We start from the raw sequence: 26,362 nt of genomic DNA, 5'->3' as shown, positions 1-26,362 counted from the left end.
ATATGACTAAATTTAATCACTCTAGCATTTCACAAGAGCTTGAAAACATTGCTTCATGGTGGATCGATAATTCTATAGACAAAACCAATGGTGGTTTTATTGGTGAAATAGATGACAAAGGCAATCAAGTACATCAGGCAAGCAAAGGGATCGTTTTAAATAGTCGTATCCTTTGGTTTTTCAGTAAATTGGCTTTAAATACTCAAAAAGACACTCACATAGACGCTGCAAAGCGAGCCTTCAATTACATTATTAATTTTTTTGATGACTCTGAATTCGGAGGAGCTGTTTGGGAGCTTGATTACCAAGGTAACGTTCTCAACCCTAAAAAACAAACATATGCACAGTGTTTTTGTATTTATGCGTTTTCTGCTTATTTCGAGTTAACTGGCTCAAAATTAGCTTTAAGTAAGGCTGAGCAATATTTTCAGCTTGTTGAGACTCATGCATTAGATAAAAAGCACGGTGGTTATATTGAAGCCATGACTCAACACTGGGACTTAATCGAAGATTTTAGACTAAGTGAAAAAGATTTAAATTCGCCAAAATCGATGAATACCCACTTACATGTGCTTGAAGCCTATACTGCTTTCTATCAAATAAAAAAAGATGCAGTGACCAAGCAAGCTTTAACAGGTGTACTTGATACTTTCGCAGACAATATTGTTGATGCTGACAGAGGGCATCAAAAATTATTTTTCGATATGGAGTGGAATGACTTATCAGAAGCATTTTCCTATGGTCATGATATTGAGGCTAGCTGGTTATTAAATGAAGCTATTGAAGTGTTGGATAATCAAAGAATTAACGCAAAGATTTACCCAATAGTTATTAAGCTTGCCTCTTCATGTCTATCTGAAGCTATCGGTAATAAAGGGCAAGTTTGCGATGAGTTTGTTTTTTCAACTGAAACAAGGTTGGAACATAGTGATTGGTGGGTGCAGGCTGAAGCGCTAGTAGGCTTTTTAAATGCTTACACACTCACAAAAGATCAAAAGTATTATGATGCATGTATCCGGATATGGGATTACATAGATAAATATCATTTAGATAAAGAGTGCGGAGAATGGCATTGGGTATCTAAGAATGATCTCAATTTTGTTCAGCAACGCTATAAAGTCGGTTTTTGGAAAGCCCCTTATCATAATGGTAGAGCGATGATGGAGTTATCTCGATTGTTCACCGAATTAGATGAAGGAGATAAATAATGCGCTTATTGACACTTCTTACGGCAATTATCGCTACCCCTACATTGGCTTTTGATAATTATATTACAAGAACAGGTAGTGAGTTATACGATGGTAATACGCCTTTTCGTTTCGCAAGTTTAAATGCTCCAGAGTTACATCGAATTGAGGATGATGCATTAGGGGTTTGCAAGAATGATAGTCGAAGTTGGGGGCAATATTTTAAATGGCCAACGTCAGATGAACAAAAAAATTGGGTACAATCTTTTGTTAAATCAGGTCTAAATGTTACTCGCACATACGTCTTTTCAGTTGCGCAAAAAGATGATGAAAAATGTGCGAGGGAGACACATATATTACCTCCCGAAGAAAAAGATGGTATGCCAAGGCTTAATGAGAAAGCTATGCGAATCTTCGATCAACTTATCGCACATTCTGATAATGAAGGGTTACGCTTAATAATTCCATTCATTGACCACTGGGAGTGGTGGGGGGGACGTAAGCAGTTAGCCGCATTTTATGCAGAAACGGAAGATGACTTTTATAATACTAATTCAAAAACATATGCCGCTTACAAAAGTATTATTAAACAGGTGATTACCCGAAAAAATACGATTACAGGTCGATACTATTATGAAGAAAAAAGTATCATGGCATGGGAAACAGGTAATGAACTAGTAAAAAGTACAACAGACTTTGTTTCACAGACTGCAGCGTATATTAAGTCTTTAGCCACTAATCAATTGGTTATAGATGGTAACTATTTGTCAATTTTAGATTCTTCTTTGGAGGATCCGAATATAGACATCATTAGTAATCATTTTTATACGGTAAATGGTAATAATAAACCTCAAACAGTTAAAAATGACTTAAAAAAAATCGCAGGGAAAAAACCTTATATTGTAGGTGAATTTGGTTTACAGCCCATAGAGGGGCTTCGAGATATCATGGAGACGGTTGTAAATTATTCTTACAATGGAGTTAAAGCATCTGGCGCTATGATTTGGGGTTTCCGTGGGCGCAGACATAACGGTGGCTTTTATTGGCACGCAGAGGGCGATAGTGGTTACTATAGTTACCATTTACCAGGCTTTGATGCAGGCAAGGCTAATGAAGAGAAAAAAGTGATTCAATTAGTCAGAGAGTCACAGGCTAAAATGAATGGCCTAGAAAGTGCTCCTACTCTTCCTGTTCCACAAGCACCTATATTAAGAAATGTGACCAAAGATCTAAAGTTATCATGGCTAGGTTCCCCAGTTGGTGAACATTATTCAATAGAGCGTAAACTGTCAAACAGTGCAGACTGGGAACGAGTTGCTAGTGAAGTAACTGACGGTAAAAATAAGTTTAATCCTCAAAAAGATACATTGTTTCAAGATACTTGGCCAGCTGGATACTCAGGTGAAATAAGCTATAGGGTAATTGCTGAGAACGAGGCGGGGAAATCCGCGCCAAGTAATGTTGTGAATACAAATTCAAATAACAAAAATACTTTTATCAAGGTTGAAGGCTCCCAGTTCATAAAAAATGGAAAGCCTTATTACTATGTAGGTACAAACTATTGGTACGGCCCTCTTTTAGCCGCTCCCGATGGGGATAGGAAAAGGCTTATTAAGGAACTCGATAATTTAGCTAGTAATGGAATTAAAAACTTACGAATACTAGCTGGAGCAGATGGCGGGATAACAGACTCCTCAGTAAAACCAGCATTACAAATTAAACCTAATGAATATAATGAGAATTTATTAATTGGGTTAGATTATTTACTTGCCGAAATGTCAAAGCGAGACATGGAAGCGGTTTTATATCTAAATAATAATTGGATCTGGTCTGGGGGGATGTCACAGTACTTACAATGGATGGGGTATGGAGATGTGCCTAATCCATTTGAAGAGGGAGTGTCTTGGCAAGAATATATGGATTACACAGAACAGTTTTATAGCTGTGAGCCATGTAAGGCAAGCTACTATAAACACGTTAAATTTTTACTTGAGCGCACAAATAGTATTACAGGTGTGCTTTATAAAAATGATCCAACCATAATGAGTTGGCAGCTTGCTAATGAACCTCGTGTATTTTCAGAAAAGTCCAAAATACCATTCAGGCAGTGGGTTAATGAATCGGTCAACCTTATCAATGTTTTGGCACCAAATCAGTTAATAAGTACCGGTAATGAGGGCGCTGCTGGGAGTATGGGTAGTCTAGAGCTGTTTAGAGAAAACCATACCAATAAGCATATAGATTACTTAACTATGCATATGTGGCCAAAAAATTGGTCTTGGTACGATGTTAATAATGAAGCTGAGTCATTAGAAACAGCAATAGATGAAGCAAACCAATATATGAGCCAACATATTGAAATTGCCCAATCTATGAAAAAGCCAATCGTTATGTCTGAGTTTGGCTTCCCGCGTAATAAGGAAAGTAATTCACCTAAATCTCACACTGATTACCGCGATAAGTTTTACAAGGCGATGTTTAAAAACATAACTCATAGTCGTAATCATGATGGTGAGCTTGCGGGGTTTAACTTTTGGGCTTATGCCGGCTATGGCGTTGCTAATTCCAAGAACAATTATATTTGGCAAGAAGGGGATGACTACCTAGGCGATCCCGCACAAGAGCCCCAAGGTTTGAATAGTGTATTTGCAACCGATGTTAGTACCTTAAAAATCATCAAAAAAGTAAATGAGAATTTACGAGGAGTGAATCAATGAGAGCTATATTTTTACTAATTTTTTTAATGTGCTCTACAGCATTTGCTAGTGATAAAAGTTTCGATAATTTTATCACTGTTGATGGCACAAAGCTTATGGATGGCGATGAAGAGTTCAGATTTTTATCTTTTAATGTTCCTACATTAAATTATGTTGAAGATGAAATGGCATTTGAAAATGCAAATCCATATGCACTACCTTCAGAATTTGAATTACATGACTTATTTAAAACAGTGAATCAATTAGGGGGCAGAGTTATTCGCTCGTACACCATTCCTGTTAGGAATAATAATTTTCCGGACGAATCCATTACGTTTGTTGAGTCGCCTAGTGTTTTTAATGAAGAAGCATTTAAGGCTATGGATATGGCTATAGCTTTAGCAGGGGAATATAAAGTACGACTTGTTGTACCATTATTAAATAATTGGCCTTGGATGGGAGGACGTCCTAACTATGCTGATTTTAGAGGGAAAAAGTCTGAAGAGTTTTGGACAGACCGACAACTTATTGAAGACTTTAAAGCGACAGTTAATTATGTGCTTAACCGAACCAACACGATTACCGGAATAAAATACAAAGATGATCCAACCATCATGGCTTGGGAAACTGGAAATGAGTTAGAAAACCCAGCATCGTGGGCGATTGAAATTTCTAGGTATATAAAGAGTATTGACGATAATCACTTATTAATTGATGGTTTTAATGCAATTCACTTAGAAGAAGAAGATGTATGGGTGCAGCAATATTCAATTGATGAGCCAACTATCGACATGGTGAATACTCATCATTATGAAGGTAGCCCTGATAAAATGCTCAAAAATATTAAAAAAACAGTTGAGATGATTGGTGGTAAAAAGCCTGTTTTTTTGGGTGAGTTTGGTTTTATAAGTACTACAGGTGTTGAGAAGGTACTCGACTACGTAATATCTGAGCCCGCTATACCTGGGACTTTTTTATGGAGTCTTCGACGTCATCATCCTGAAGGTGGCTTCTACCAGCATTCTGAACCTGTTGGTTATGGGCTATACAGAGCTTATCACTGGCCTGGTTTTGATGATGGGCACATATACGATGAAAGAAATCTATTAAAGCTCTACCGAGAGAAGGCATTTGAAATTCAGGGCAAACAGACTCCGAATATAGTGGTTCCTGAGGCGCCAAAGCTACTACCATTTAAGGAATCTCCAAAGTTTAGCTGGCAGGGCTCAGCTGGCGCTTCAGGATATAATATACAAAGAAGTCCGTCAGGAAAAGGTGCATGGAGAACAATTGCATATAATGTAGAGGATTTAGATACTCCTGGCTTTGATTTATACAGTGATACAACAGCTGAGATTGGCAAAAGTTATTATTACCGAGTTGTTGCACTGAATCAGGCCGGAAACTCTGAACCTTCAAATATTGTAGGTCCCGTCGAAATTAAGTATTTAACCCAAGTGGATAAGGCGAGAAACTTTGCTGTATTGGATGAATCCAAAGGTATTGAGCTGCAAACTGGTGATTACAGGTCTTATAAAGAAGCATTTAGTCGCTTGTCAGGTAAGAAAGGCTCTTGGATAAAGTACGATGTTTCTGCACCAATTAAAAAGATAGAAGTGTTCACTTATGAGCGTTCTCGAGAAAATGCACTGAGCTTTGAATATGCTGATAACTCTTTAAGCTACCGCTCTGTTGAAGCAAAAGTGAGTGATTTTGGTTCAAAAGAGAAAAACTATGATTATTTAATACCTAAAAAATATACTTTATCAGCATTTGATACTGGGCGTATCAAAGTCATTTTTGCAAACAGTTCAGAAATTGTTCGTACAGAAATTGAATATATATCGGAAAATAATTAAATAATAGGCTTATTTTTATAATTATTTGTTAATAAATGATTGCAACTGGATAATATTTGTTATAACTTTTAATGCACCGGTTCATTTCTTGAAGTTGGAATGTGAACCGGTTTTTTATAAACAATAAAATGAACCGGTTCATTTGCCTTTGAGATAGTAGGCATTCGTTTTCGGCGTGGGGGAAAAGATGAAAAAGACAACATACACACACAAACATTCGAAATTAGCTATTTTGATAGCTTCTATTATGCTGGGTGGTTTAACTGGATGCGTAGAAGGGGAAACACTAAATACTGAAACTGCACAATACACACCAGAATCAAGGCCATTAGGTGTAATAGCTGGTAGTGATGGTGAGTTCGCACCTGGAACTGAAGTAGTCATTGAGGGTCGTTTAGTTGGTACTATAACCGATGAAAGTATACTTTGGAAACAAACTGAAGGTGCGCCAATTCAGATTGATGATCCTAAAAAGCCGACTTTAAGTTTTACTGCTCCACAAGTACAAGCAATTGAAGCATATACTTTTGAGATTACAGCAGTTGATAGCAATGGGAATATCATTGAAGATCAAGATGGCAATCAATTAACAGATGATGTAACTATTACAGTATTTGATCCCGAAAAATTGATAACATTAGAGGCCGAGGACAGCAACGTTGCAACATTAAATGGTACTGTAGTTATAGTGGATGAAACTGATGATATGTATATATCAGGCCACTCTGGCAGTGGGCATACATCAGATATCAACCCTGGTGACTCTGTGGTGTTTAATATCAGCCTTGAAGAAGCTGGTTACTATACAGTATATCTAAATTATGCAATAGGCACGGGTTATGGTGGGAAAGTTGGCCAAGTCAAGGTCAATGGCGTTGCAGCCGAGCTATCTTTATCTGAAACAGGTAAATTTGAGCAAATTCGTGTTGATGTTTTTAATATGAGTGAAGGTGAAAATACAATTGAAGTTGGTGGGGGTTGGAGTTACTATCGCGTTGATAGCATTCAACTACTTCCTGCTGCTGCACCAGCAGGCCCGCTAAGTGTAGAACCATCATTGGTTAACCCTGATGCAACAACCTCTGCTATAAATTTGATGGAATTCTTAACTCAAAATTATGGTTCATCTACCTTATCAGGGCAAACTGAGTTTCCCGCGAAAGTCGGTAATGAATTTCCTTTAACAAATTTTGACGCAATTGTGGATGCAACAGCAGATGATGCACCGGCAATCGTAGCATTCGATTACATGAATTACTCTGCCAGTTATAATGGTAGTGATATAGCTGGATTAACCGACTCAATCATAAAAGCCCACAAAGATAAAAATATAATTGTATCAGCATTATTTCATTGGCGCGCCCCAAGCGGTAACGAAACTGAACAAGGGTGTTTTTACAGTGATTGTACCTCATTTGATTTAACAGCTGCTCTATCTGATGAACAAAGTGATGACTATAAAGCGCTAATCAATGATATCGATACCGTAGCTCTAGAGTTAACTAAGCTTGCAAATGCTGACATCCCTGTTTTATGGCGCCCATTGCACGAAGCCGAAGGTGAGTGGTTTTGGTGGGGGGCTCATGGCTCTGATGCACTAAAACAATTATGGAAAATCATGTATGAGCGCATGACTAACCATCACCAACTGAATAATTTAATCTGGGTATTCACTCATACACAATCACTGAGTGCAGATTGGTATCCAGGTGATGAGTACGTAGATATTGTTGGCTATGATGGTTATGCAGAGCCGAAGAATGATGATGAAGTGACATTCAAGAGTCAATATTCAACATTAAAGGAAAGGCATAACGGTAAAAAATTAGTTGCACTGACTGAAACAGGTACCATTCCAAATGTTCAAACTATGCATGAACAGAATGCTTGGTGGTCTTTCTTTATTACTTGGAATAGCGAAACTTGGGATAGTAGTTCAGTTATAGGGCCCCAAGGTGCGGACAATTCAACCATCGATTCAAACTATGAATATGATGGAGTTATTAACTTACTTGATATACCAAATGTAGTTGAAAAAGTCGAAGCCGGTCTTTATGAAAACTTTGAAGCAAGCAGTAATGACTTTGATATTACTACTTGGGAGTTCCAAAATAATTGGTCACCAGTGGATGGTATTAATCTAAGCACGACATGGTTTGCTGATGGTATGCAGTCACTCGGAGGTGATGTTCAGTTAGTCGAGGGCGATGATAATGTAATTTTGCAAACTTATCCTGCTAACGGTCTTCAATTAGGTTCTGTTAGCACATTAAAAGTTACAGCCCATTCAATTAATGCTGGAAGTAATGTGCAAGTACAGCTATTCGCTAAAGACCAAGATGATGACTGGCGTGATAGTGGTGCCTTTGACATCGAAGAAGGAGGCGTTCAACTGTCTTTAGATATATCCGATTTAAGTGAATTGAGTGGTTTTGGTGTGCGCTTCATCGGAGCGCAAGGTGAACAAAACAGCCCAAGCCAATTTTTTATCGATTCAGTGATTTTTGAATAGTTTTCTTAATTGTTTTTGGCTGTTTTTCGCAGCCATTACAGCACACACTTATTACAGGATATGTTATGAATAATAATACTTTTAAATATAGCTTAGTTACGTCAGGTATCATTCTTAGCCTTTTAGCATCTACTCCTTTATATGCTCAAGAAGAATTAAATGAAGAGTCATCTGATGATATAGAAGTTATATATGTACGTGGCATTAAAAGCTCAATAGTTAAATCCATTAATAATAAACGTTTCTCTGACTCTGTCGTTGATTCAATTACAGCTACAGATATTGGTAAACTGCCAGATGTCACAATTGCTGACTCGTTACAACGAATAACTGGTGTTCAAATTTCTCGTTCAGGTGGCGAAGGGGCCCAGGTAAATATCCGCGGTTTACCACAAGTGTCTACAATGCTTAACGGCGAGCAAATGCTATCTGCTGGAGCTATTACAACCGTACAACCGAACTTCTCTGATATTCCTTCAACAATGGTTTCAGGTATTGATGTAATCAAATCTGCACAAGCAAAAAATGTAGTTAGTGGATTATCCGGTACTATTGATTTACAAACAGTCAGGCCGTTATTTTTAGATGATGGTGCAACTTTTGTTGCAAAAGCTGAAGCTGCGCAAGGCTCTATGGGAGATGATACAGATAGTAAATTTTCGTTATTTGGTGCTTATAATCTAGATGCTAAAACGGGGATTTCAGTTAACTTGAGTCATGATAATGTTAATTTGGCTGACTATTTAATCGGTTCTACAGGGAGTGATTGGGGCTTTAATGCGACGGAAGCTTCAAACTTTGTTACAAACGACGTTGATGCAAACTCTAACGGTACGACTGATGACGCTTATTATGCATTCCAAGGACATCAAGCATCAAATAGGTTTATCGAACGTGAGCGCACAGGTGCAAGTGTAACTATTCAGCACCAATTGACAGATAATTTTTTAGTCACAGGTGATGTATTTTATACACAGTTAGACGAGCAGCAATACCAAGCTGGCTTCGTTGCAAGTCAAGCCTGGCAAGGTGAAACTGGTTGGTTTACGCCTTCCGCTGATGGTTTCACAGCCCATGAGAATATTATCGATGGCTCAGTGGTTGGTGGTTCTTATAACTCGTTTAATGCAGGGACGTTACAAGCTCGCCGAACAATGGTCCATTCAGAGACTTATAAAGTAGAAAAAGAAGCTTTAAATACGAACCTTGAAATAGAATATGAGGGTGATGGCCCTTTTAGTGCAAAATTTAGATGGGTTCATGGTGAAGCAAAGAATGATCGAGCTGTAAGTTATGTTGACGCTTATGTTAACAGTGGTTCCCAAGTAGGTGCGACTCATAAAGGTGCTAATGGTGTTCCTACGGGAGACGTTAACCCATGGGGATATGATGGGAGTTTAGCGACTCTTCCAGATGGAACACCTGTAGATGGTTCATATACGCAAATACCAATAGGTATCGCGTATACAGGCGATAACCAACAATGGTCTTTACCAACAATGTCAGTAACAGAAGCTGATGGTAGTATTACAACAGAGCAGTTTGGTACAAATATTGATCGTTATAGCTTGACCTCTACTAACCTAGACGGCATTAATCAAAACGCTGATCTCGATGTTATTAGATTTGATGGTAAATGGTTGTTAGATGGTGACCATTTTGTTTCAGTAGACTTTGGTGCGCGTGTTGGTGTTAGAAATGTAGAGCAAGAAACATGGCGTGGGACAGTTGCTAGAACTAATGCGTATGGAGACCCATTTTTAGCACATTGGAAAGATGCTGCTTCTCAGTCACCTGAAACTCTAGAGTCTTATATTGATCTTATTCCATTTACAGATTCTAGACTCGATGGAAAAGTCACGCAAATTAGCGATTTTCAGGGGGCTTCAGGGTTGGGGTCACTTTATTTCATAGATCCTCGAGCGATGAAAGATCCTGTCGGATTCCATCAAGATACTTATGGAACAATAGTTCAAGTACCAAGATCTGAAGGAACATATGACCTTGAAGAAACCACTTCAACTTTATACGCACAAGCAAATTTTATCGGTGAAATAAGTGACTTTTCGTACTCAGCAAATATAGGCTTACGTTACGTAAAAACTGAGTATGATATTAATCAAACAGAGTCAGGCTCCGCTACAACAGCTATTTATAATGGTGTCGAATATATTGTAGAGGGAGCCTTGGGAACTCCTTCACCAGCAGCTGGAACAATTAATACGAAGCGAGAATATGAGGACTTTCTGCCTGCAGTAAATGTCAAAGTTGAGCTTAACGAAGATATGATCATGCGTTTTGCTTATACCAAAACATTAACTGTACACGATACTAATAATTTAGCTGGCGGAGTAACGGTTACACGTACTTTAGCTTGTGACGTACAAAAACCAAATGGCGCTGATGTTTTCTGTGCGACAGGGGGAAGCCAAACGGGTAGTCCATATTTAGACCCATGGCGTTCAAGTAATTTTGATGCATCTTATGAATGGTACTTTAGTGAAACAGGCATGTTTTCACTTGGAGCGTTCTATTTAGATATTGAGTCCTTCATTTCAAGGGAAACGGTTTACCTCCCAATTGCAGATAGTGACGGTGAAGTTCGTGGTTATGATTTAAATACTAATGAGTTTACAGGAACAACCCCAATCCAATCAATTACTAACAGCGATGGGGGAAGTATTAAAGGTCTGGAAGTTAGCTATCAACAAGGTCTAGGTGTACTTAGTGATATTCTGGATGGATTTGGCTTGACAGCTAATTACACTTATTCACCGAGTGAAAGTGGTTCAAAAGACTACTATGGCAAAGATACCCCAATGGCTGATAACTCTGAGCATCAATCAAACTTAGCGCTATGGTATGAGAAAGATGGTTTGCAAGCCCGTATTGCTCACAATTACCGTAGTAAAAAGTTTATGTGGATTGTTAATAAAGCGCCTTATCAATTTGCTAGGTATCAAGCGCCAACAAACTACATTGATGCCTCTGTAAGTTATGACTTGAATGAAAATATGAATGTTACGTTCCAAGCAACTAACCTTACCGAAGAGTCACAAGAGCAATACCTGCAGTGGGAAGACCTTGTTGATAAACGTTATATAAACGAACGTCGCTTATCATTAAGTTTCCAATACCGTTTATAAGTCTTAAGGGCAGGGGAAACCTGCCCTACCTTTTTATTTATGATATTTAAGTAGGTTATATGAAAAAAGTATTATTGCTATGTGCACTATTTTTCATCCCTTTTATAAGCTTTGCTGATGGGTTTGATTACTTTATTACAGCAGATAATGGCCGATTAAAAAATGGTGACGAAGATTATCGTTTTATTTCCTTTAATGTTCCCACATTAAATTTTCAAGAAGATGAAATGGCTTTTACGGTAAAGAACCCCTACCGTTTACCTAACGAATTTGAAATGCGAGATATCTTTTCTACTGTAAAAGAAATGGGTGGTCAAGTAATTCGTATTTATACAATTCCTGTTAAAAACAATAATTTCCCTAAAGATGCACCTACGTATGTTGAAGCACCTGGTAAATTTAATGAGGAGGCATTTAAAGTAACAGATATGATGTTAGCTTTAGCTAACGAATATGAAATTCGTATTATTTTTCCATTATTAAATAATCGTCAATGGATGGGTGGAAGACCTAATTATGCTGAATTTCGAGGTAAAACAGCTGAAGACTTTTGGGTCGATAAGCAGTTACGAGATGACTTTAAAAAAACCATTAAATACACGTTGAACAGAAAAAACACAATTACTGGTGAAAAGTACAAAGATGACAAAGCTATTTTGGCATGGGAAACAGGTAATGAACTAACAAGTCCAATTGAATGGACTGTTGATATTACACGTTATATTAAATCATTAGATAAAAATCACTTAGTAATGGATGGATGGTTCAGTGATGATCTTGATGAGCCAGTAGTGAGAGAAGAGTCATTAACAGAATGGTCTATAGATATTGTATCGTCTCACCATTATGAGCGCGATGCTTCTTTAATACCTCAAAATATTCAAAAAAATATCGATTTAGTCAAAGGCCGTAAAGTCTACATGGTTGGTGAATTTGGTTTTGCCAGTAGTTCTGCAATTGAATCTGCACTTGATAAAGTAATTGATGAGCCCTCGGTTGCTGGCGCGTTAATTTGGAGCCTAAGGCACAGAAGACGAGAAGGTGGGTTTTATTGGCATTCAGAGCCACTCGGTGCTGGCTTATTTAAAGCATTCAGATGGCCAGGGTTTGAGTCAGGTTTAGCTTATGATGAGCAACGCTTGATGACTATGTATCGAAATAAAGCATTCGAAATTCAAAACGCTAAACCAGCTGAAATATCAATACCTGCAGCACCAAAGTTATTACCAATTGAAAACTTACATTCAATTAATTGGCAGGGCTCTATGGGAGCGACTGGTTATAATGTTGAAAGGGCTAAAAGTGATAAGGGGCCTTGGACATTAGTTGGCTATAATGTATCTGATGCTGACGTGCCATATTTCCCTCTTTTTCATGATGAAACCGCCCAATTAAATACACCTTATTTTTACAGAGTTGCAGCCATTAATAGCGCTGGTAAATCAACTTATTCAAACGTAGTAGGGCCTGTTGAATCTCGTTACTATGCAAAAATAGATACAATGAAAAACCTGGGTGTTGTAGAAACCAGTAAAGCACTTTTTCCTACCACTGGTAATGATCGCAGCTTTAAAGAGATCCGCAATAGACTATTTGGTGATTATGGTTCAGAAGCTATCTATAAAGTGCCTGGAAAGTTAGCTGAATTTAAATTATTTGCGTTTGAAAAAACTCGCTTCAGTTATTTATCTTTAGAAGGTTCTAACGATAAAAAGAAATGGCTCGATTTAAATGTAAAACCAAGTGTTTATGCAAATAGTGAATCTAATTATGGCTATTGGAAACCTAAAATATATGCGTACAAAGCAGGTACCCCTTTTAAATATATCAAAGTTATATTTAAAGGTGGTGAGGCACATTTGGCACGCACTGAAATTTTATACACTGATAAATAGGCTTACATGTTGTTTAAAACACACTACACCAACATGATAGCACTAATTATTAGCTGTCTTTTATTATCCGTGGCGCCTGTTTGCGCTGCGGATAATAAAAGCAATATTTTAAATATTATTGTTGGCACTTATTCAAATACTTCTTTAGCAAAAGAAGAGCAAGGTGTTTTTTTACTGCAGTACGATACTGATAAGCATACTTTTAAAGAACCTATGCTTGTATCCAATGCGCAAAACACGTCTTACACGAATTACGATAAAACCACGAAAATTCTTTATAGTGTTATAGAGGAGGATGCTGGCAGAATTGTTAGTCACCAATGGTCCAAAAACACCTTGTCATTGGAACCGATTGATAGTATCTCAAGTTTTGGGGCTTACCCATGTTTTATAAATATAAATCCTTCCTTTAATCAGCTAGCCGTTGCAAACTACAATAGCGGTAATATCGCAATCGTTGATTATGATGCCCAAACTGGAAAGTTTAAACGCAATACACAAAACTATACATTTTTTGGTAATAGTGTTGATTTAAAAAGACAGCGTCGCTCCCACGCTCACTGGGTTAAATGGAGTAAAGATAATAAATATTTATACACTGTGAATTTAGGTATAGACAAAATCTTTATTAAATCAGTTGATGACACCAAACACACTCTCTCTGACTCAAAGGTGGCGCTCAGCCTTCCTCCAGGCTCAGGCCCAAGACACATGGCTTTTCATCCAAATATGAAAGTGGCCTATGTTATTAATGAGCTCAATAACACATTAACTGTTACAAAAGTTGAAAAATCAGGAAAGCTTAATCACACACAAACAGTTAGCACTTTACCCAAAGGATCTCAAAGTATTAGTCAAGCTGGCCATATGCAAATAAGCGAAGATGGTAAGTTCTTGTATGTAACTAATCGCGGGGACAACAGTATTGGCGTTTATGCAATAAAAAGCCAAGGCAACGTGGAGCTTATACAGCATATAGATACACAAGGAGAATGGCCCCGCTTTTTCCTTATAACGCCTGACGGAAAGTCTTTGTTAGTTGCTAACCAGCATACCAATAATATTAGCGCCTTTAGTATTAATAATGACGGGCTGCTTAGTTTCACCGGAAATGATGTATTAATTTCGCATCCGGTTTCTTTAATACCTGTAAATTAATTGGAATAGTCATGATATCAAGACGAAATATGCTCAAATTACTAGCATGTAGCGGAGTTGCTGCATGCACGCCTGCATTTTCAAGTAATAACACAGCAAATGATAAACGATTCGACATCTCTTTATCTCAATGGTCTTTTCATAGAGAGATTTTAGGGGGAAGTAAAAAAGATTACTCTCAATTTATAAAAACACTTCACTCAACTCCTGATGATGTACTTCAAGGAACAATGGATACCACAGACATAGTTATTGCTGCCCGCAAGCTTGGGGTTAGCCATGTCGACTTGGTCAATGTTTTATTCTTCGGCCACGCACAAGATAAAAAGTGGCTTAACGCATTTAAATCCAAAGCGAGAAATGAAGGCGTAGGTTTTAACTTATTAATGTGTGATGAGACAGGTAAAATTGGCCACGAAACTATATTAGGAAGAAAGCAAGCGATAGATAACCACTTACCTTGGCTCGAATGCGCTTCAGAGCTAGGTTGCAAACAGCTCCGTGTAAATGCCTATGGGGATGGGAATTATTTAGAGCAATTGCAGCGTTGTAGTGAGTCATTAAATAAATTAGCGGACATTTCTGCGCAATATAATATTGAATTGCTGGTAGAGAATCATGGCAATGCCTCTAACAATGGGGCGTGGCTTGCCATGCTAATGCAAATGACTGCCCATAAGAATGTTGGCGTTTTTACAGATTTAGACAATTTCTTTATGGGTGGGTGGAACCTGTCTCCAAAAAGACTTTACGATAGAACACAAGGGTTAATTGATTTGGCACCCTACACCAAAGGTATCAGCGCTAAAACACATAATTTTACTCTTGATGGAGAAGAAGTATCTATAAACTACCAGCATTGTTTAAACTTACTGGTGGATGAGGGTTTTAATGGTTTTGTAAGTGCTGAATATGAAGGCGACTCTAAAACTGAAATAGAAGGAAGTGACTTAACAGTGAAATTACTTAAAAAGTATCAATATCAGTCTAAGTATGAATAATAAATATTCGCTATTGCAGTATTAAAAATTTGAGAAAATATAATTTTTGGCTGCTAACATCTCTGAGTTAAGCCACTCATTTAGCCTTTATGTGTTAACGGCAGGTCTCTTCCTACCGCCTGAAAGTTGAGCTGCAATAGGTTTTCTAGTGACTATCTGTGATGCTTAAGTTTAGTGTAAAATGTTTAATCTATCGCAAGCTAAGTGCTATTTAGGCTAGGGCTTACTAAGAAAATTTTAAAAGGTTGAGAAACATGAATATAAAGGTAATAAACCAAGGTTTGTTGGTTACCGCTATAGCCGCGCTTTTTTCTGTTAATGCGGTAGCAAAAAACGTATTAACTTCTCAGGTTGAATTGGTTGGAGAAATTAAAGGAACGCAAATTACCGGTGTAACCGTTAGTGCCAACGGCCGAGTGTTCGTTAATGCGCCGAATTGGCGCGACGGTGTGCGTTTTTCTGTAGCGAATATCACTAGTAATGGTGAATTTGTAGCCTATCCTAATGAGCAAGTAAACGCATGTGTAGCACAAAGTGAGGTACGAAAAGACTGTTTTCTAGCGGTGCAGTCGGTAGTGGCGCACAAAGACAAGCTTTATGTACTTGATACTCGAAACCCGAAGTTTCAAGGTGTTGTAGATGCCCCGCGTTTATTTGTCATAGATTTAGAGTCAAACAAAATCGACGAGACACTGGTACTTAGCGATGATGCCTACCACCGAGATTCTTACATCAATGATTTACGCGTAGATGAAAAAACCAATCGTATCTTCATGACAGATTCGGGCCATGCTGGGCTTGTGGTGTATAATCTTGATGATAATACAAGTTATCGAATTCTAGATAACCATGAAACAACAAAAGCGGAAGTTGACTCATTAAGCGTTAAGGGTAAGCCATTCAACAATGTTGTTCACTCTGACGGTATAGCATTGGATAGATTAAACGGCACCCTCTATTTTCACGCTTTATCGGGTTATTCTCTTTACGCTATCGATACATCTGACATTAAGAAAGCGTCTAACGAGACGCTTTCCAAAGCTGTGCGTAAGGTTGCTACAACGGGCGCACCTGATGGCATGGTTTACCATCAAGGTAATGTCTATCTAGCAAACCTTGAAACGCAAGAAGTGCAGTATCTCACGCCAAGTCTTGACTTACGCACGCTTGTAAAAGGAGATGCTGTAAACTGGGCGGACACGTTTAGTATTCATAACAACACGCTTTACTATACCAATAGCAAAATACAGGACGCCGGAAGCGATGTAAGTAATATGACTTTCGAAGTTTACAAAACAATAATTTCAAGTCATTAGAATGCTAATCATAGGGTTTAATAGATTAGGCTGCCCACGTTTAGAGATAATAAAGTTAACTGAAAAAACTAAAATGACATACCGTAAAAAATATTCTACATAATTTAAACTGGAGGCCATCGCACTAATTGTTGAATAAAGCTAATGCGATGGCAGCAGGCCTTGAAATCTAGGGGTAAATTCGAATAAGACAGGTTGATGGAGAAAAGAATTTGTAAATGATGGCGGCACGCTCTCGGGAATGGCAATTTCTCCTCGAATAAGAAAAGGTAAGAGTGTAAGTTAAACGCTTTGAAATGGAGCATTGATTTAAAAAAGCTATGGTACCAATGTTTGCTAATAGCACTGAGCCGAACTGCTCAAAGAGCGGCAATTACTAAACTCGTTTTTGGACAGAAACGTGTTAGCGACGAAGGATAGCTTTGTGCCAACAGCAGACATAAAGCACCGTAGTCACGTGTATATTTTTATTGCTCAGGTCCCAGCTGAACTGCCTCTTCGTGGCCACAAGCATTACACCGCATAACTATAACTAATTCATTGTCTGTTCCATGAAACTCATAGTCTAGGCTTTTGCATTCACTACATTTAGGTTCTGAATCAAAACCTAGATGTTTTAAATACAAATTTTGGAAAATAGAAACTACCGAGCAGGTAAATAACAAACAAATCTTTGCATCTGGAACATTCCTGTTTGGTGAATGTACTATTTCAGATGAATGATCCCATGCTGCTTCAGAAATGGCGCGACATCTTTTTCTTAATTTAGCATTACTGCTACCTTTGGCATAAATGGCAATTACGGCATTAGAAATACCTTTAAAGTCGCTAGCTTTTAGAGCATTGTCTGTGAGAACAGTGGCATTATCATTTACCAAGACTCCTGCCAACTCAATTAGACTCTCTCTGCATGTAAGGCCTATACTTTGAATATCTTCGGGGCCATTAACATTATTTAGTTCTTGTGACGCAAGATTTAGACGACGACTAATTGATTTAACATGATCAATATCTAATGGAAGTTCATCAATGATATGCTTAAATTCTTGGTGGTGCTTAGCTTGCAGCCTCTGGGTGATTCCCATATGAAATGAATAAGCTTCATCAGCCGAAAAATAATTTGCATCTTGTGAGTATAAATTCATTGGCGCACCTTCACCTTCTACCACCCACCATGAACTATCAGCAAACTTAACGTTCCAAACATTGATTTCTAGACCGAGGTCATCAAAAGTCTGTTCAACCTGCATATATTTAATATTTTCTAAATCGTTATCCTTTAGATATTCCGTGATTTGTTTTTCAGTTTCGATTCTATACTCTGGAGTCATTGAAAATGCCTAAAATTGATGATGGTTCGGCGAAAAAATATAACGCTGCATTAAGGTGTGAACAACGCTACCACGAAACCTAACTTTACCACCGTAAATACAAAACCCAACCTTAAACTGAAAATGCCAAGCGTTAGGAATCACTCTTAAATGCTTTGTTATGACTTGGTTTTATGCAGCGATGCTAGCGGTGGCGGTGGTATTATTCGTTGCTGACTTGTAAAGTGCACTTCTTTCAAATGCTGACACAAACCATCAAAGTCTGGGAACAAAGTCATGTCATTTATTCCCATAGAATTAAGCTCTCGCATTACCATCGTTCGCTCACTAGCTGGCATATCATAACGCCATAAATATGTTTGATTGCTTTCAGTGCCTTTGCTTATGATGAAGCCCTCAATATCGACGACATTCGTTGAAGTAGTAACACCCATCTGCCTAACCATTCGTTGATTACCTGTTGCGTATGGGACGAAGTTACTTACAAAATACTCTGCACCTAAAAAATTAGTTTGTGAGCCAAATGCTTTATTCCAACCTTCAATATCGAAGATATACACTGTGACTTTATCTGTTGGTTCTGGCTCTAATGGAGCATTTTTAAATGCGAAATATGCTGCGACATACCCGGAAAGAGTCCAATCTAATAATGGAGTCGGGAATCCATGATGCTGCAACTTTCCTAACAAAGAGCAATATTCGATGCTGTTTTCAAGATTGACCGGAGATTCAAAAGCAGCCAGTTGGTAGTTAACGTCATTAATTATCGACCCAAAATAGTCGGAAAGAGAAATACTCTTGAACTTAGCACTGCGATGGAATGTAGTTTCAAGCCTCCACTTACTATCGCTTTGGCCCCTATAATAATGCTTTAGATTGTTACGAGTTGCCTCGGCAATCCATTGTTTATAAGAAGCCCAATTCTGTTGCATATAATCTCCGAATATACCGAATTAAAGAGGCATAACATTTTAGTATTTATGCGACACGCAGTTTGTGTTGCATAATCGCTTGTTGGACTGAGCCGCTACCTGCTCGGTGTGTCAGAGTTGGTGTTGTTTATGCTATGGGAGTTTACTTTTTGGAGTCTCTCACTTTCCTAGCTAATTTAATCAGCCTAGCTAGTGTAATTTAAGCTTCCCTGCATTGCACAGCGTTTATTATGTATTCATTACACCTAAATTTGCTTTAATAAGCAATTATATTTTTACACACACAGAGGCAGCTAGCCCGAGTAATTAAGCAGGTTAAATAATTGATTTAAGCAGCTACCTAGCAGCTCACCTGTTCTGCTTTGGGTAACTACAGTAGTTCGGTAAAAGTCGACTCTAGGGCTATTACTTTAACTTGTTTTGGGGCAGAAACGAGTTATGCTTGAATACTCGCTCATTGCACTTTCTAGCCACTCGATAACATAAAGTGTTGATAATAATTGGCAAGGTATTTTACTGTGTCGGATGTCGCTTAGCTTATCCGACCTACACTGCTACAAAAGTGACGACCAAGCATGATGAAGCCAATTCATCACACTCAGCCATTTTAAATAAACCTTATATATTTTGCCTATTTAGGCTATTAGCACTTACTTTTTCAATTCTTTTAGTATCTCTTTTGCTAAAAGTGATGATGATTGAGGGTTCTGGCCTGTAATGATATTGCCGTCTACTTTGACAAAAGCAGTGAAATTTTCGCCAGAATCGTACTTAGCACCTTGTGTTTCGAGTGCATCTTGCAACATGAATGGAACCGTTTTTTCTAGGTTAATCGCGCGCTCTTCACTGTTACTAAAACCCGCTATCTCTTTTCCTTTTATAATAGGGTTGTTTTCTAAATTTTTAATGCTTAACAACGCTGATACACCATGACATACAGCTGCAATTACTCCATTATTTATCTGCATTTGCGTGCCAATACGTGCAATATCTGTATTCGGGTAAAAGTCCCATACGCTGCCATGTCCACCACTAAAGATTACACCTATGTAATCATTAGCAGATACATCTTTTAATGCTAAAGAGTTACTCAGTTTATTCGCAGACTCAGGTGTATTTAAAAATGACTGGTTAATCTCGTCATGTTCTTTTGTGCTATTTGGATCTATAGGAATTCTACCTCCCTTAACACTCGCAATATCAACTTCGTATCCTGCATCAGTTAAAATAGTATACGGATGTGAAGCCTCTGAAAGCCAGAGCCCTGTTTTCTCACCGGTATTTCCTAGTTTTGAGTAACTTGTACTTACAATTAAAATCTTATCGGCAGCAACTGCCAGTGAACTCCATGTAAAAAATAGAAATATCCAAACTAGCTTTTTCATTACAAAATCTCCTAAGTATGCTGAATATGCCAAAATAGGCTTAAATAGTTACAACGTATTTCAATGCTTTCCTGTCACTCTTAAATTCTTCTAGTGTTTTATCTAGAGTAGAAAATGGAAAAGTCATGAAGTGGTTGGGTGTGAACTCTTTACGTTTAATTAGCTCCATTAATTGCGAAGCAGCTAACGTAAGTTGCATCCAGTCCTCTTTAGTGCCGTGCTTATGTAAGGCGCCTAAGGCAATTTCATGTAAAGAAATACACTTTCCAAAAGCGGGAAAAGGTGGTTGCTCTATTCTTCCTTGAATTGGAATTAAATGACCATTTGCCTTCACTTTCGTTGAGGTTTCTTCTGCGCTTGCTACAGATTTAGTATCAAAAGCTGCATAGAAATTTTCATAATCTAAGCTATCTAAATCAGGATACAGATTTTCAACCCCTAGCTCTTTCAGCTCATTATGACGTTTTTGACTGGCAATGGCCGAAACCACAAAACCTTTATTCATTAATAGTTGTATTAAATACCTTCCTACAGAGCCTGAGGCGCCATTAACAAGCACCGGTTTTCCTGGGTAAGAAGGAATTTTTTCTACGGCTTGCCAGGCAGTCATTAGTGGGCAAGGTAAGCTAGCAGCTGTTGAAAAGTCTAATTCTTCAGGCATAGGCATAACAGCAGAGGCATTGAGAATCGTAAAGTGAGCGAAGCTACCGTCTTTATTTAGGTCTTGATGATAAGCCACACGCTTGTTTAATAAATGATTTAACTTTTCTGCCCCCACCTTCTTAATTATTCCGGCACCATCTACACCGGCGATTTGTTTCTTAGCTAAACTACCATTGTCTATGACTTTCCAATCTACTGGGTTAATTGCTATCGCATGATTTTCAATTAATACTTCATCTTCTTTTAATTTCGGTAAAGGTTTTACTATCATCGATAAAGAGCTTTTCTTACCATCAAAGCTCCACGCAGTTGTATAAGAGGTGTCTTGGTTCATATTTATCCTTATATTAACTTTTAGGCGTAAACATTAGTTAAATACATTATTTACTTATTTCCGTTAGATCATATCAAATCATTAAATTTGCACTATCATCAAAATTAACAAATTATATTTGTTTAATATGTAATAATATTGATGCCTTTGGAGTGAGGATTGAATGATTAAAACAGAAGATTTAACTGCATTTTTGGCTGTTGTTGAACATGGAAGCTTTTCTAAGGCAGCACGGAGTGAAGGAGTGCAAATAGCGACATTATCTAGGGCTATTTCAAGATTAGAAGTGGAGCTTAGAACAACGCTTTTTAACCGAACTACAAGAAAGGTAGTACTAACAGAAGAAGGAAATTTATTTAAAGTGCATGCTCAGCAGGCTGTACGCTCAATTAAACTTGGAATACAAAAACTAAAAATTAATAAAGATCAGCCTTCAGGTAAACTAAAAATAGATGCTTCATTACCATTTATGCTTAGTCAGATGGTGCCTTTAATTGGGGAGTTTAATCGTCTTTACCCTAAGGTAATTATCGAAATCTCAACAAATGATTCTGTTATAGATTTACTCGATAATAAAGTTGATATAGCGTTTAGGGTTGGGGAGCCTGCAGACTCCACGCTCCGAGCTAAATTTTTAGGACATAGTCCACTTTGCATAGTTGCATCACCAACGTACTTAGCTAGCTCTGGAACGCCTCATAATAGCCGAGACTTAAAAGAGCATATTTTACTGGGATTTACTAACGCGGCGCATTTAAATAACTGGCATTTACTGGATAAATCATTTACGCCTGAGGTGTTGCCTGTAGCGAGTAGTGGGGAGGTGCTTAAACATTTATGTATTAATGGTATGGGCATCATTGCTTTATCTTATTATATGGTGCATGAGGAAATTGCCCAAGGTTTATTAGTAGAAGTTTTGCCTCATTCCATTGAGCATCCAAATAAGAGAGAATCTGTGTATGCGGTTTATTACAAGCAAAGCGAATTGGCATCACGTATATCTATTTTTTTGGAGTATGTTAAGTCAAGGCTAGTGTTGTCTAATGATTATTAAGATAATGGAGCTCAGACTCTCGAAGCCACTTTACTCTTTTTAATCTAATATTTGGAGTGGTTGTTTTATGAGCATATGATTAATTTTACTATTGATTATGGTTACAGCAAACCTCATTACAAAAACTTTTAGGCTTAGTATTAGAACATTAAATTTATTCATTTCTACTCTTGAATTGTTCAATTACGGACACAATATTGTTTACCATGCTAGTTGAGTAAATTTTATTGTGTACCAAGTTGCGTACCAAAAATATAAGGTAATATTATGTCGGAAGAAAAAACAATTACAAAACATGAGTTTGGATCTGATACAGGTCGTCTATTAAACCTAATGATCCATTCGCTTTATTCAAATAAAGAAATATTTTTACGTGAGCTTGTGTCGAATGCCTCAGATGCGGCTGACAAGTTACGCTTTTTAGCGCTTTCAAATGGTGACTTATACCAAGGTGATGCGGACTTACGTGTTCGTATTAGTGCAGACAAAGATGCAAAAACAGTGACAATTTCAGATAACGGCATCGGTATGACTCGTGATGAAGTTATCAGCTCGCTGGGTACTATTGCAAAATCAGGCACAGCTGAGTTTTTCAAAAACCTAACTGGCGACCAAAGCAAAGATTCTCAGTTAATTGGTCAATTTGGTGTTGGTTTTTATTCAGCGTTTATTGTGGCGGACTTAGTAACTGTTCGCACTCGTAAAGCCGGCGAAGAAAAAGGTGTTGAATGGCAATCACAAGGTGAGGGCGAATACACCTTAGAAGAGATTGAAAAAGAAGGCCGTGGTACAGATATTATTCTGCACCTTCGTGAAGACGAAGCAGAGTTTGCTGATGAGTGGCGCCTGCGTAGCATCGTAACTAAATATTCAGATCATATTTCTACGCCAGTACAAATGTATAAAGAAGAAGTACCTGAGTCTGAAGGCGAAGATGGTGAGAAAATCCCAGCTGTTCCAGGTGAGTGGGAAAGCATTAACCGCGCTACAGCACTTTGGACTCGTGATAAGTCTGAAATATCAGAAGATGAATACAAAGAGTTCTATAAGCATGTAAGCCATGACTGGGAAGAGCCGCTAAGCTGGGGGCACAATAAAGTTGAAGGTAAGACTGAGTACACAAGCCTGCTTTATATCCCTAAAAAAGCGCCTTTCGATTTATGGAACCGTGAGCGTCAAAGTGGCTTAAAACTTTACGTACAACGTGTATTTGTAATGGATGATGCTGAACAGTTTATGCCAAGCTATTTACGCTTTGTAAAAGGTTTACTAGATTCAAACGATTTACCGCTGAATGTATCGCGTGAAATCTTACAAGATAACAAAGTGACGCAAACTATTCGCAAAGGTTGTACTTCACGTATTTTAAAAATGCTTGAACGCATGGCGAAAAACAAAGCTGATGATTACCAAACATTTTGGAATGAATTTGGCCAAGTGATGAAAGAAGGTCCAGCTGAAGATGCGACCAACAAAGAAGCGATTGCTAAATTACTACGTTTTTCTTCAACCCATACAGACGAAGAAGCTCAAAATGTTTCTTTAGAGCAATACATCGAACGTATGAACGAAGAGCAAGATGCGATTTACTATGTTGTTGCTGATTCATTCACCGCAGCTAAAAGCTCACCACACTTAGAGATCTTCCGTAAGAAAGGTATCGAAGTGCTACTTATGAGTGACCGTGTTGATGAGTGGATGATGAGCCACTTAACAGAGTTTTCTGAAAAACCGTTTAAATCAATTACCCGTGGCGATCTTGACCTAGGTAACTTGGATGATGAAGAAACGAAGAAAGCGCAAGAAGAGTCAGAAAAAGAAGTGGAAGGCTTAGTTGAGCGTATTAAAACAGCACTGGGTGACAGTGTTAAAGACGTACGCTTTACACATCGCCTAACTGACTCTCCTGCGTGTGTGGTTGCGGATGACAATGACATGAGCTCGCAAATGCAAAAGCTAATGGAATCTGTAGGCCAAGCGGCACCAGAAGCTAAGCCAATTTTTGAGCTAAACCCAGAGCACCAACTTGTGAAGCATTTAAATGTTGAGCAAGACGAAGATAAATTTGGCCAGTGGTCACATGTTTTACTTGACCAAGCTCTGCTTGCTGAGCGTGGCACATTAAAAGACCCTGCGGGCTTTGTAACACGTTTAAATAAATTAATGCTTGATATGAGCAAGTAATTGCTAATACAAGCATTTGATTGAAAAAGGGGCGAAAGCCCCTTTTTTATGCTCTAGAGTTAGTCAATTAGTATAAGTTGCTTGAGTATCTTCGGCGCTTATGGAAGAATTCAGGCTTTAAAAATAAATATTACTGAACTGTGTTTTCAGTTTAGTATCAACCGAGGACAATGATATGCGCATTATTCTTTTGGGCGCGCCGGGTGCAGGTAAAGGCACTCAAGCTCAGTTTTTGATGGACAAGTACGGTATTCCACAAATCTCTACTGGTGATATGTTACGTGCAGCGATTAAAGAAGGCACACCACTGGGTTTAGAAGCTAAAAAAGTAATGGATGCAGGTCAGTTAATTTCTGATGACATCATCATTGGCCTAGTAAAAGAACGTATCGCGAAAGACGATTGCGAAAAAGGCTTCTTACTCGATGGTTTCCCACGTACGATCCCTCAAGCTGACGCAATGAAAGAAAATGGCGTAGTGGTTGATCACGTTATTGAGTTTGATGTTGCTGATGAAATCATTGTTGAGCGCATGGGCGGACGTCGCGTTCATCCAGGCTCTGGTCGCGTTTACCACGTTGTTTATAATCCACCAAAAGTGGAAGGTAAAGATGACGTAACCGGTGAAGATTTAATTATTCGCGCAGATGATACCGAAGAAACAGTACGTAAACGTTTAGGTATTTATCATGAGCAAACAATGCCATTGGTTGATTATTACCAAGCAGAAGCAAAAGCGGGTAACACCCAGTACCATAAATTAGACGGTACTCAAGCTGTTGAAGCGGTAAGCCAACAGCTAGGTGAATTATTAGGCTAATAAATGCCTAATGTAAAAAAACCGCCAACTTGGCGGTTTTTTTACATTTGCTATTTTATCAAGCCATGAGTTAAAGCGCTTTCATAGCACTGATCACAGGCTCATAATTAGGCTCTTTTGATAAATCATCAACAAGCTGCTTATACACAATTTTATGCTCACTGTTTAGTACGAATACAGCGCGGGTTAATAACCCCATATCTTTGATGATCAAGCCATAATTTTGGCCAAAGTCACGCCATACTGAATCAGATAAAGTAGTAACTTTGTCAATATTCTCCGCTTTGCAAAAACGTTTTTGCGCAAATGGTAGATCAGTACTGATGGTTAACATAACAATATTAGGAAATTGTTCCGCGACCTTTTCGTTAAAGTGCTTGGTTTGAATGCTACATACCCCGGTATCTAAGCTTGGCACTACGCTGATAAGAACCGCTTGGCCCTTATAATCCGCTAATGTGATTGGCGAGAATGAATCATTCACTACTTTGAAATCAGGCGCTTGTTGGCTAACTTCAACACCGTTACCAAGCAGGGTAATAGGTTTTGACTGAGCAGATACTTTACCAGCATCTAGGCTATTTTCGGCTATATTAGCCGCAAAAGTTGCTGAACAAAACGTACATAACGCAAAAGTGAGTAAACGAAGCATAAGGTATTTCCTTTAGAATTAACGCAATTGCTCACAGTGTATTATAATCAACACAGAGCACCAAGGATTTATACTGCGTAATTAGTTTTCACAATGAAAGCATTATTACAGCTATCAATACCTGACTACAGAGAGTTATTAATCTTTAGTTAGCTTTTACCTTGCGCTAAGTGACAATATACGAATTTAGAATTGTAAATGCTGGTTACATTGATTAACATAATGCAGTAATAA

17 protein-coding genes are annotated in these 26,362 nt (G+C 38.1%); 12 read left to right on the top strand and 5 right to left on the bottom strand.

Features of this window, described 5'->3' with window-relative positions:
• Positions 1-2: 2 nt before the first annotated feature.
• From NQT69_RS06045 to NQT69_RS06005, 9 genes are all read left to right on the top strand, one after another.
• Positions 3-1,208 carry an AGE family epimerase/isomerase gene (locus NQT69_RS06045; protein WP_256826801.1) on the top strand — a complete coding sequence of 402 codons (1,206 nt, stop codon included), beginning with the start codon at positions 3-5 and terminating at the stop codon, positions 1,206-1,208.
• Positions 1,208-3,904, top strand: coding sequence for a hypothetical protein (locus NQT69_RS06040; protein WP_256826800.1), 2,697 nt, complete (start codon positions 1,208-1,210; stop codon positions 3,902-3,904). Before NQT69_RS06045 ends, NQT69_RS06040 begins: the two co-directional genes overlap by 1 nt.
• Positions 3,901-5,742 (top strand): hypothetical protein, encoded by a 1,842-nt coding sequence (locus NQT69_RS06035; protein ID WP_256826799.1) that lies wholly within the window; start codon positions 3,901-3,903, stop codon positions 5,740-5,742. The genes NQT69_RS06040 and NQT69_RS06035 overlap by 4 nt, the downstream gene beginning before the upstream one ends.
• Positions 5,743-5,929: 187 nt before the next feature.
• A complete protein-coding gene (locus NQT69_RS06030) occupies positions 5,930-8,254 on the top strand; it encodes a glycosyl hydrolase (RefSeq protein WP_256826798.1) in 2,325 nt (774 codons plus the stop codon).
• 65 nt (positions 8,255-8,319) lie between these two features.
• Positions 8,320-11,400, top strand: coding sequence for a TonB-dependent receptor (locus tag NQT69_RS06025; RefSeq protein WP_256826797.1), 3,081 nt, complete (start codon positions 8,320-8,322; stop codon positions 11,398-11,400).
• A gap of 59 nt (positions 11,401-11,459) precedes the next feature.
• Positions 11,460-13,295 carry a cellulase family glycosylhydrolase gene (locus NQT69_RS06020; protein WP_256826796.1) on the top strand — a complete coding sequence of 612 codons (1,836 nt, stop codon included), beginning with the start codon at positions 11,460-11,462 and terminating at the stop codon, positions 13,293-13,295.
• A 6-nt stretch (positions 13,296-13,301) separates the two neighbouring features.
• Positions 13,302-14,453, top strand: a complete 1,152-nt coding sequence (locus NQT69_RS06015; RefSeq protein ID WP_256826795.1) for a lactonase family protein — start codon at positions 13,302-13,304, stop codon at positions 14,451-14,453.
• Between the two features lie 29 nt (positions 14,454-14,482).
• Complete coding sequence (locus NQT69_RS06010) at positions 14,483-15,454, top strand: sugar phosphate isomerase/epimerase family protein (RefSeq protein WP_256826794.1); 972 nt, start codon at positions 14,483-14,485, stop codon at positions 15,452-15,454.
• A gap of 254 nt (positions 15,455-15,708) precedes the next feature.
• A complete protein-coding gene (locus NQT69_RS06005) occupies positions 15,709-16,770 on the top strand; it encodes a major royal jelly family protein (protein WP_256826793.1) in 1,062 nt (353 codons plus the stop codon).
• Positions 16,771-17,237: 467 nt separating this feature from the next.
• Here NQT69_RS06005 and NQT69_RS06000 read toward each other — a convergent pair whose 3' ends face one another.
• The 4 genes from NQT69_RS06000 to NQT69_RS05985 all read right to left on the bottom strand — a co-directional run bounded on the left by NQT69_RS06000 (position 17,238) and on the right by NQT69_RS05985 (position 21,415).
• Positions 17,238-18,101 (bottom strand): hypothetical protein, encoded by an 864-nt coding sequence (locus tag NQT69_RS06000; protein WP_256826792.1) that lies wholly within the window; start codon positions 18,099-18,101, stop codon positions 17,238-17,240.
• A 158-nt stretch (positions 18,102-18,259) separates the two neighbouring features.
• Positions 18,260-19,033, bottom strand: a complete 774-nt coding sequence (locus NQT69_RS05995) for an FRG domain-containing protein (protein WP_256826791.1) — start codon at positions 19,031-19,033, stop codon at positions 18,260-18,262.
• 650 nt (positions 19,034-19,683) lie between these two features.
• Positions 19,684-20,418: a type 1 glutamine amidotransferase domain-containing protein gene (locus NQT69_RS05990; RefSeq protein ID WP_256826790.1), complete on the bottom strand. Its 735-nt coding sequence runs from the start codon at positions 20,416-20,418 to the stop codon at positions 19,684-19,686.
• 40 nt (positions 20,419-20,458) lie between these two features.
• Positions 20,459-21,415 carry an alcohol dehydrogenase catalytic domain-containing protein gene (locus NQT69_RS05985; protein WP_256826789.1) on the bottom strand — a complete coding sequence of 319 codons (957 nt, stop codon included), beginning with the start codon at positions 21,413-21,415 and terminating at the stop codon, positions 20,459-20,461.
• 163 nt (positions 21,416-21,578) lie between these two features.
• Here NQT69_RS05985 and NQT69_RS05980 point away from each other — a divergent pair, with 163 nt between their 5' ends.
• The 3 genes from NQT69_RS05980 to adk all read left to right on the top strand — a co-directional run bounded on the left by NQT69_RS05980 (position 21,579) and on the right by adk (position 25,476).
• The gene (locus NQT69_RS05980) at positions 21,579-22,472 is read left to right on the top strand and encodes a LysR family transcriptional regulator (protein ID WP_256826788.1); all 894 of its coding nucleotides are present in this window, start codon (positions 21,579-21,581) and stop codon (positions 22,470-22,472) included.
• 267 nt (positions 22,473-22,739) lie between these two features.
• Entirely contained in the window at positions 22,740-24,656 is a 1,917-nt protein-coding gene (htpG, locus tag NQT69_RS05975) for a molecular chaperone HtpG (RefSeq protein WP_256826787.1), read from the top strand.
• A 175-nt stretch (positions 24,657-24,831) separates the two neighbouring features.
• Positions 24,832-25,476: an adenylate kinase gene (adk, locus tag NQT69_RS05970; RefSeq protein WP_087533681.1), complete on the top strand. Its 645-nt coding sequence runs from the start codon at positions 24,832-24,834 to the stop codon at positions 25,474-25,476.
• A gap of 70 nt (positions 25,477-25,546) precedes the next feature.
• On the opposite strand, the gene tpx is transcribed toward adk, so the two are convergent.
• A complete protein-coding gene (gene tpx / locus NQT69_RS05965; protein ID WP_256826786.1) occupies positions 25,547-26,128 on the bottom strand; it encodes a thiol peroxidase in 582 nt (193 codons plus the stop codon).
• Between the last annotated feature and the right edge of the window lie 234 nt (positions 26,129-26,362).

Origin of the sequence: Pseudoalteromonas shioyasakiensis (assembly GCF_024518675.1) — a bacterium.
In the GTDB taxonomy this organism is placed as follows: Bacteria; Pseudomonadota; Gammaproteobacteria; order Enterobacterales; family Alteromonadaceae; genus Pseudoalteromonas; species Pseudoalteromonas shioyasakiensis_B.
The sequence above is the reverse complement of the archived record's forward strand: the minus strand, read 5'-3'. Positions and strand labels throughout refer to the sequence as shown.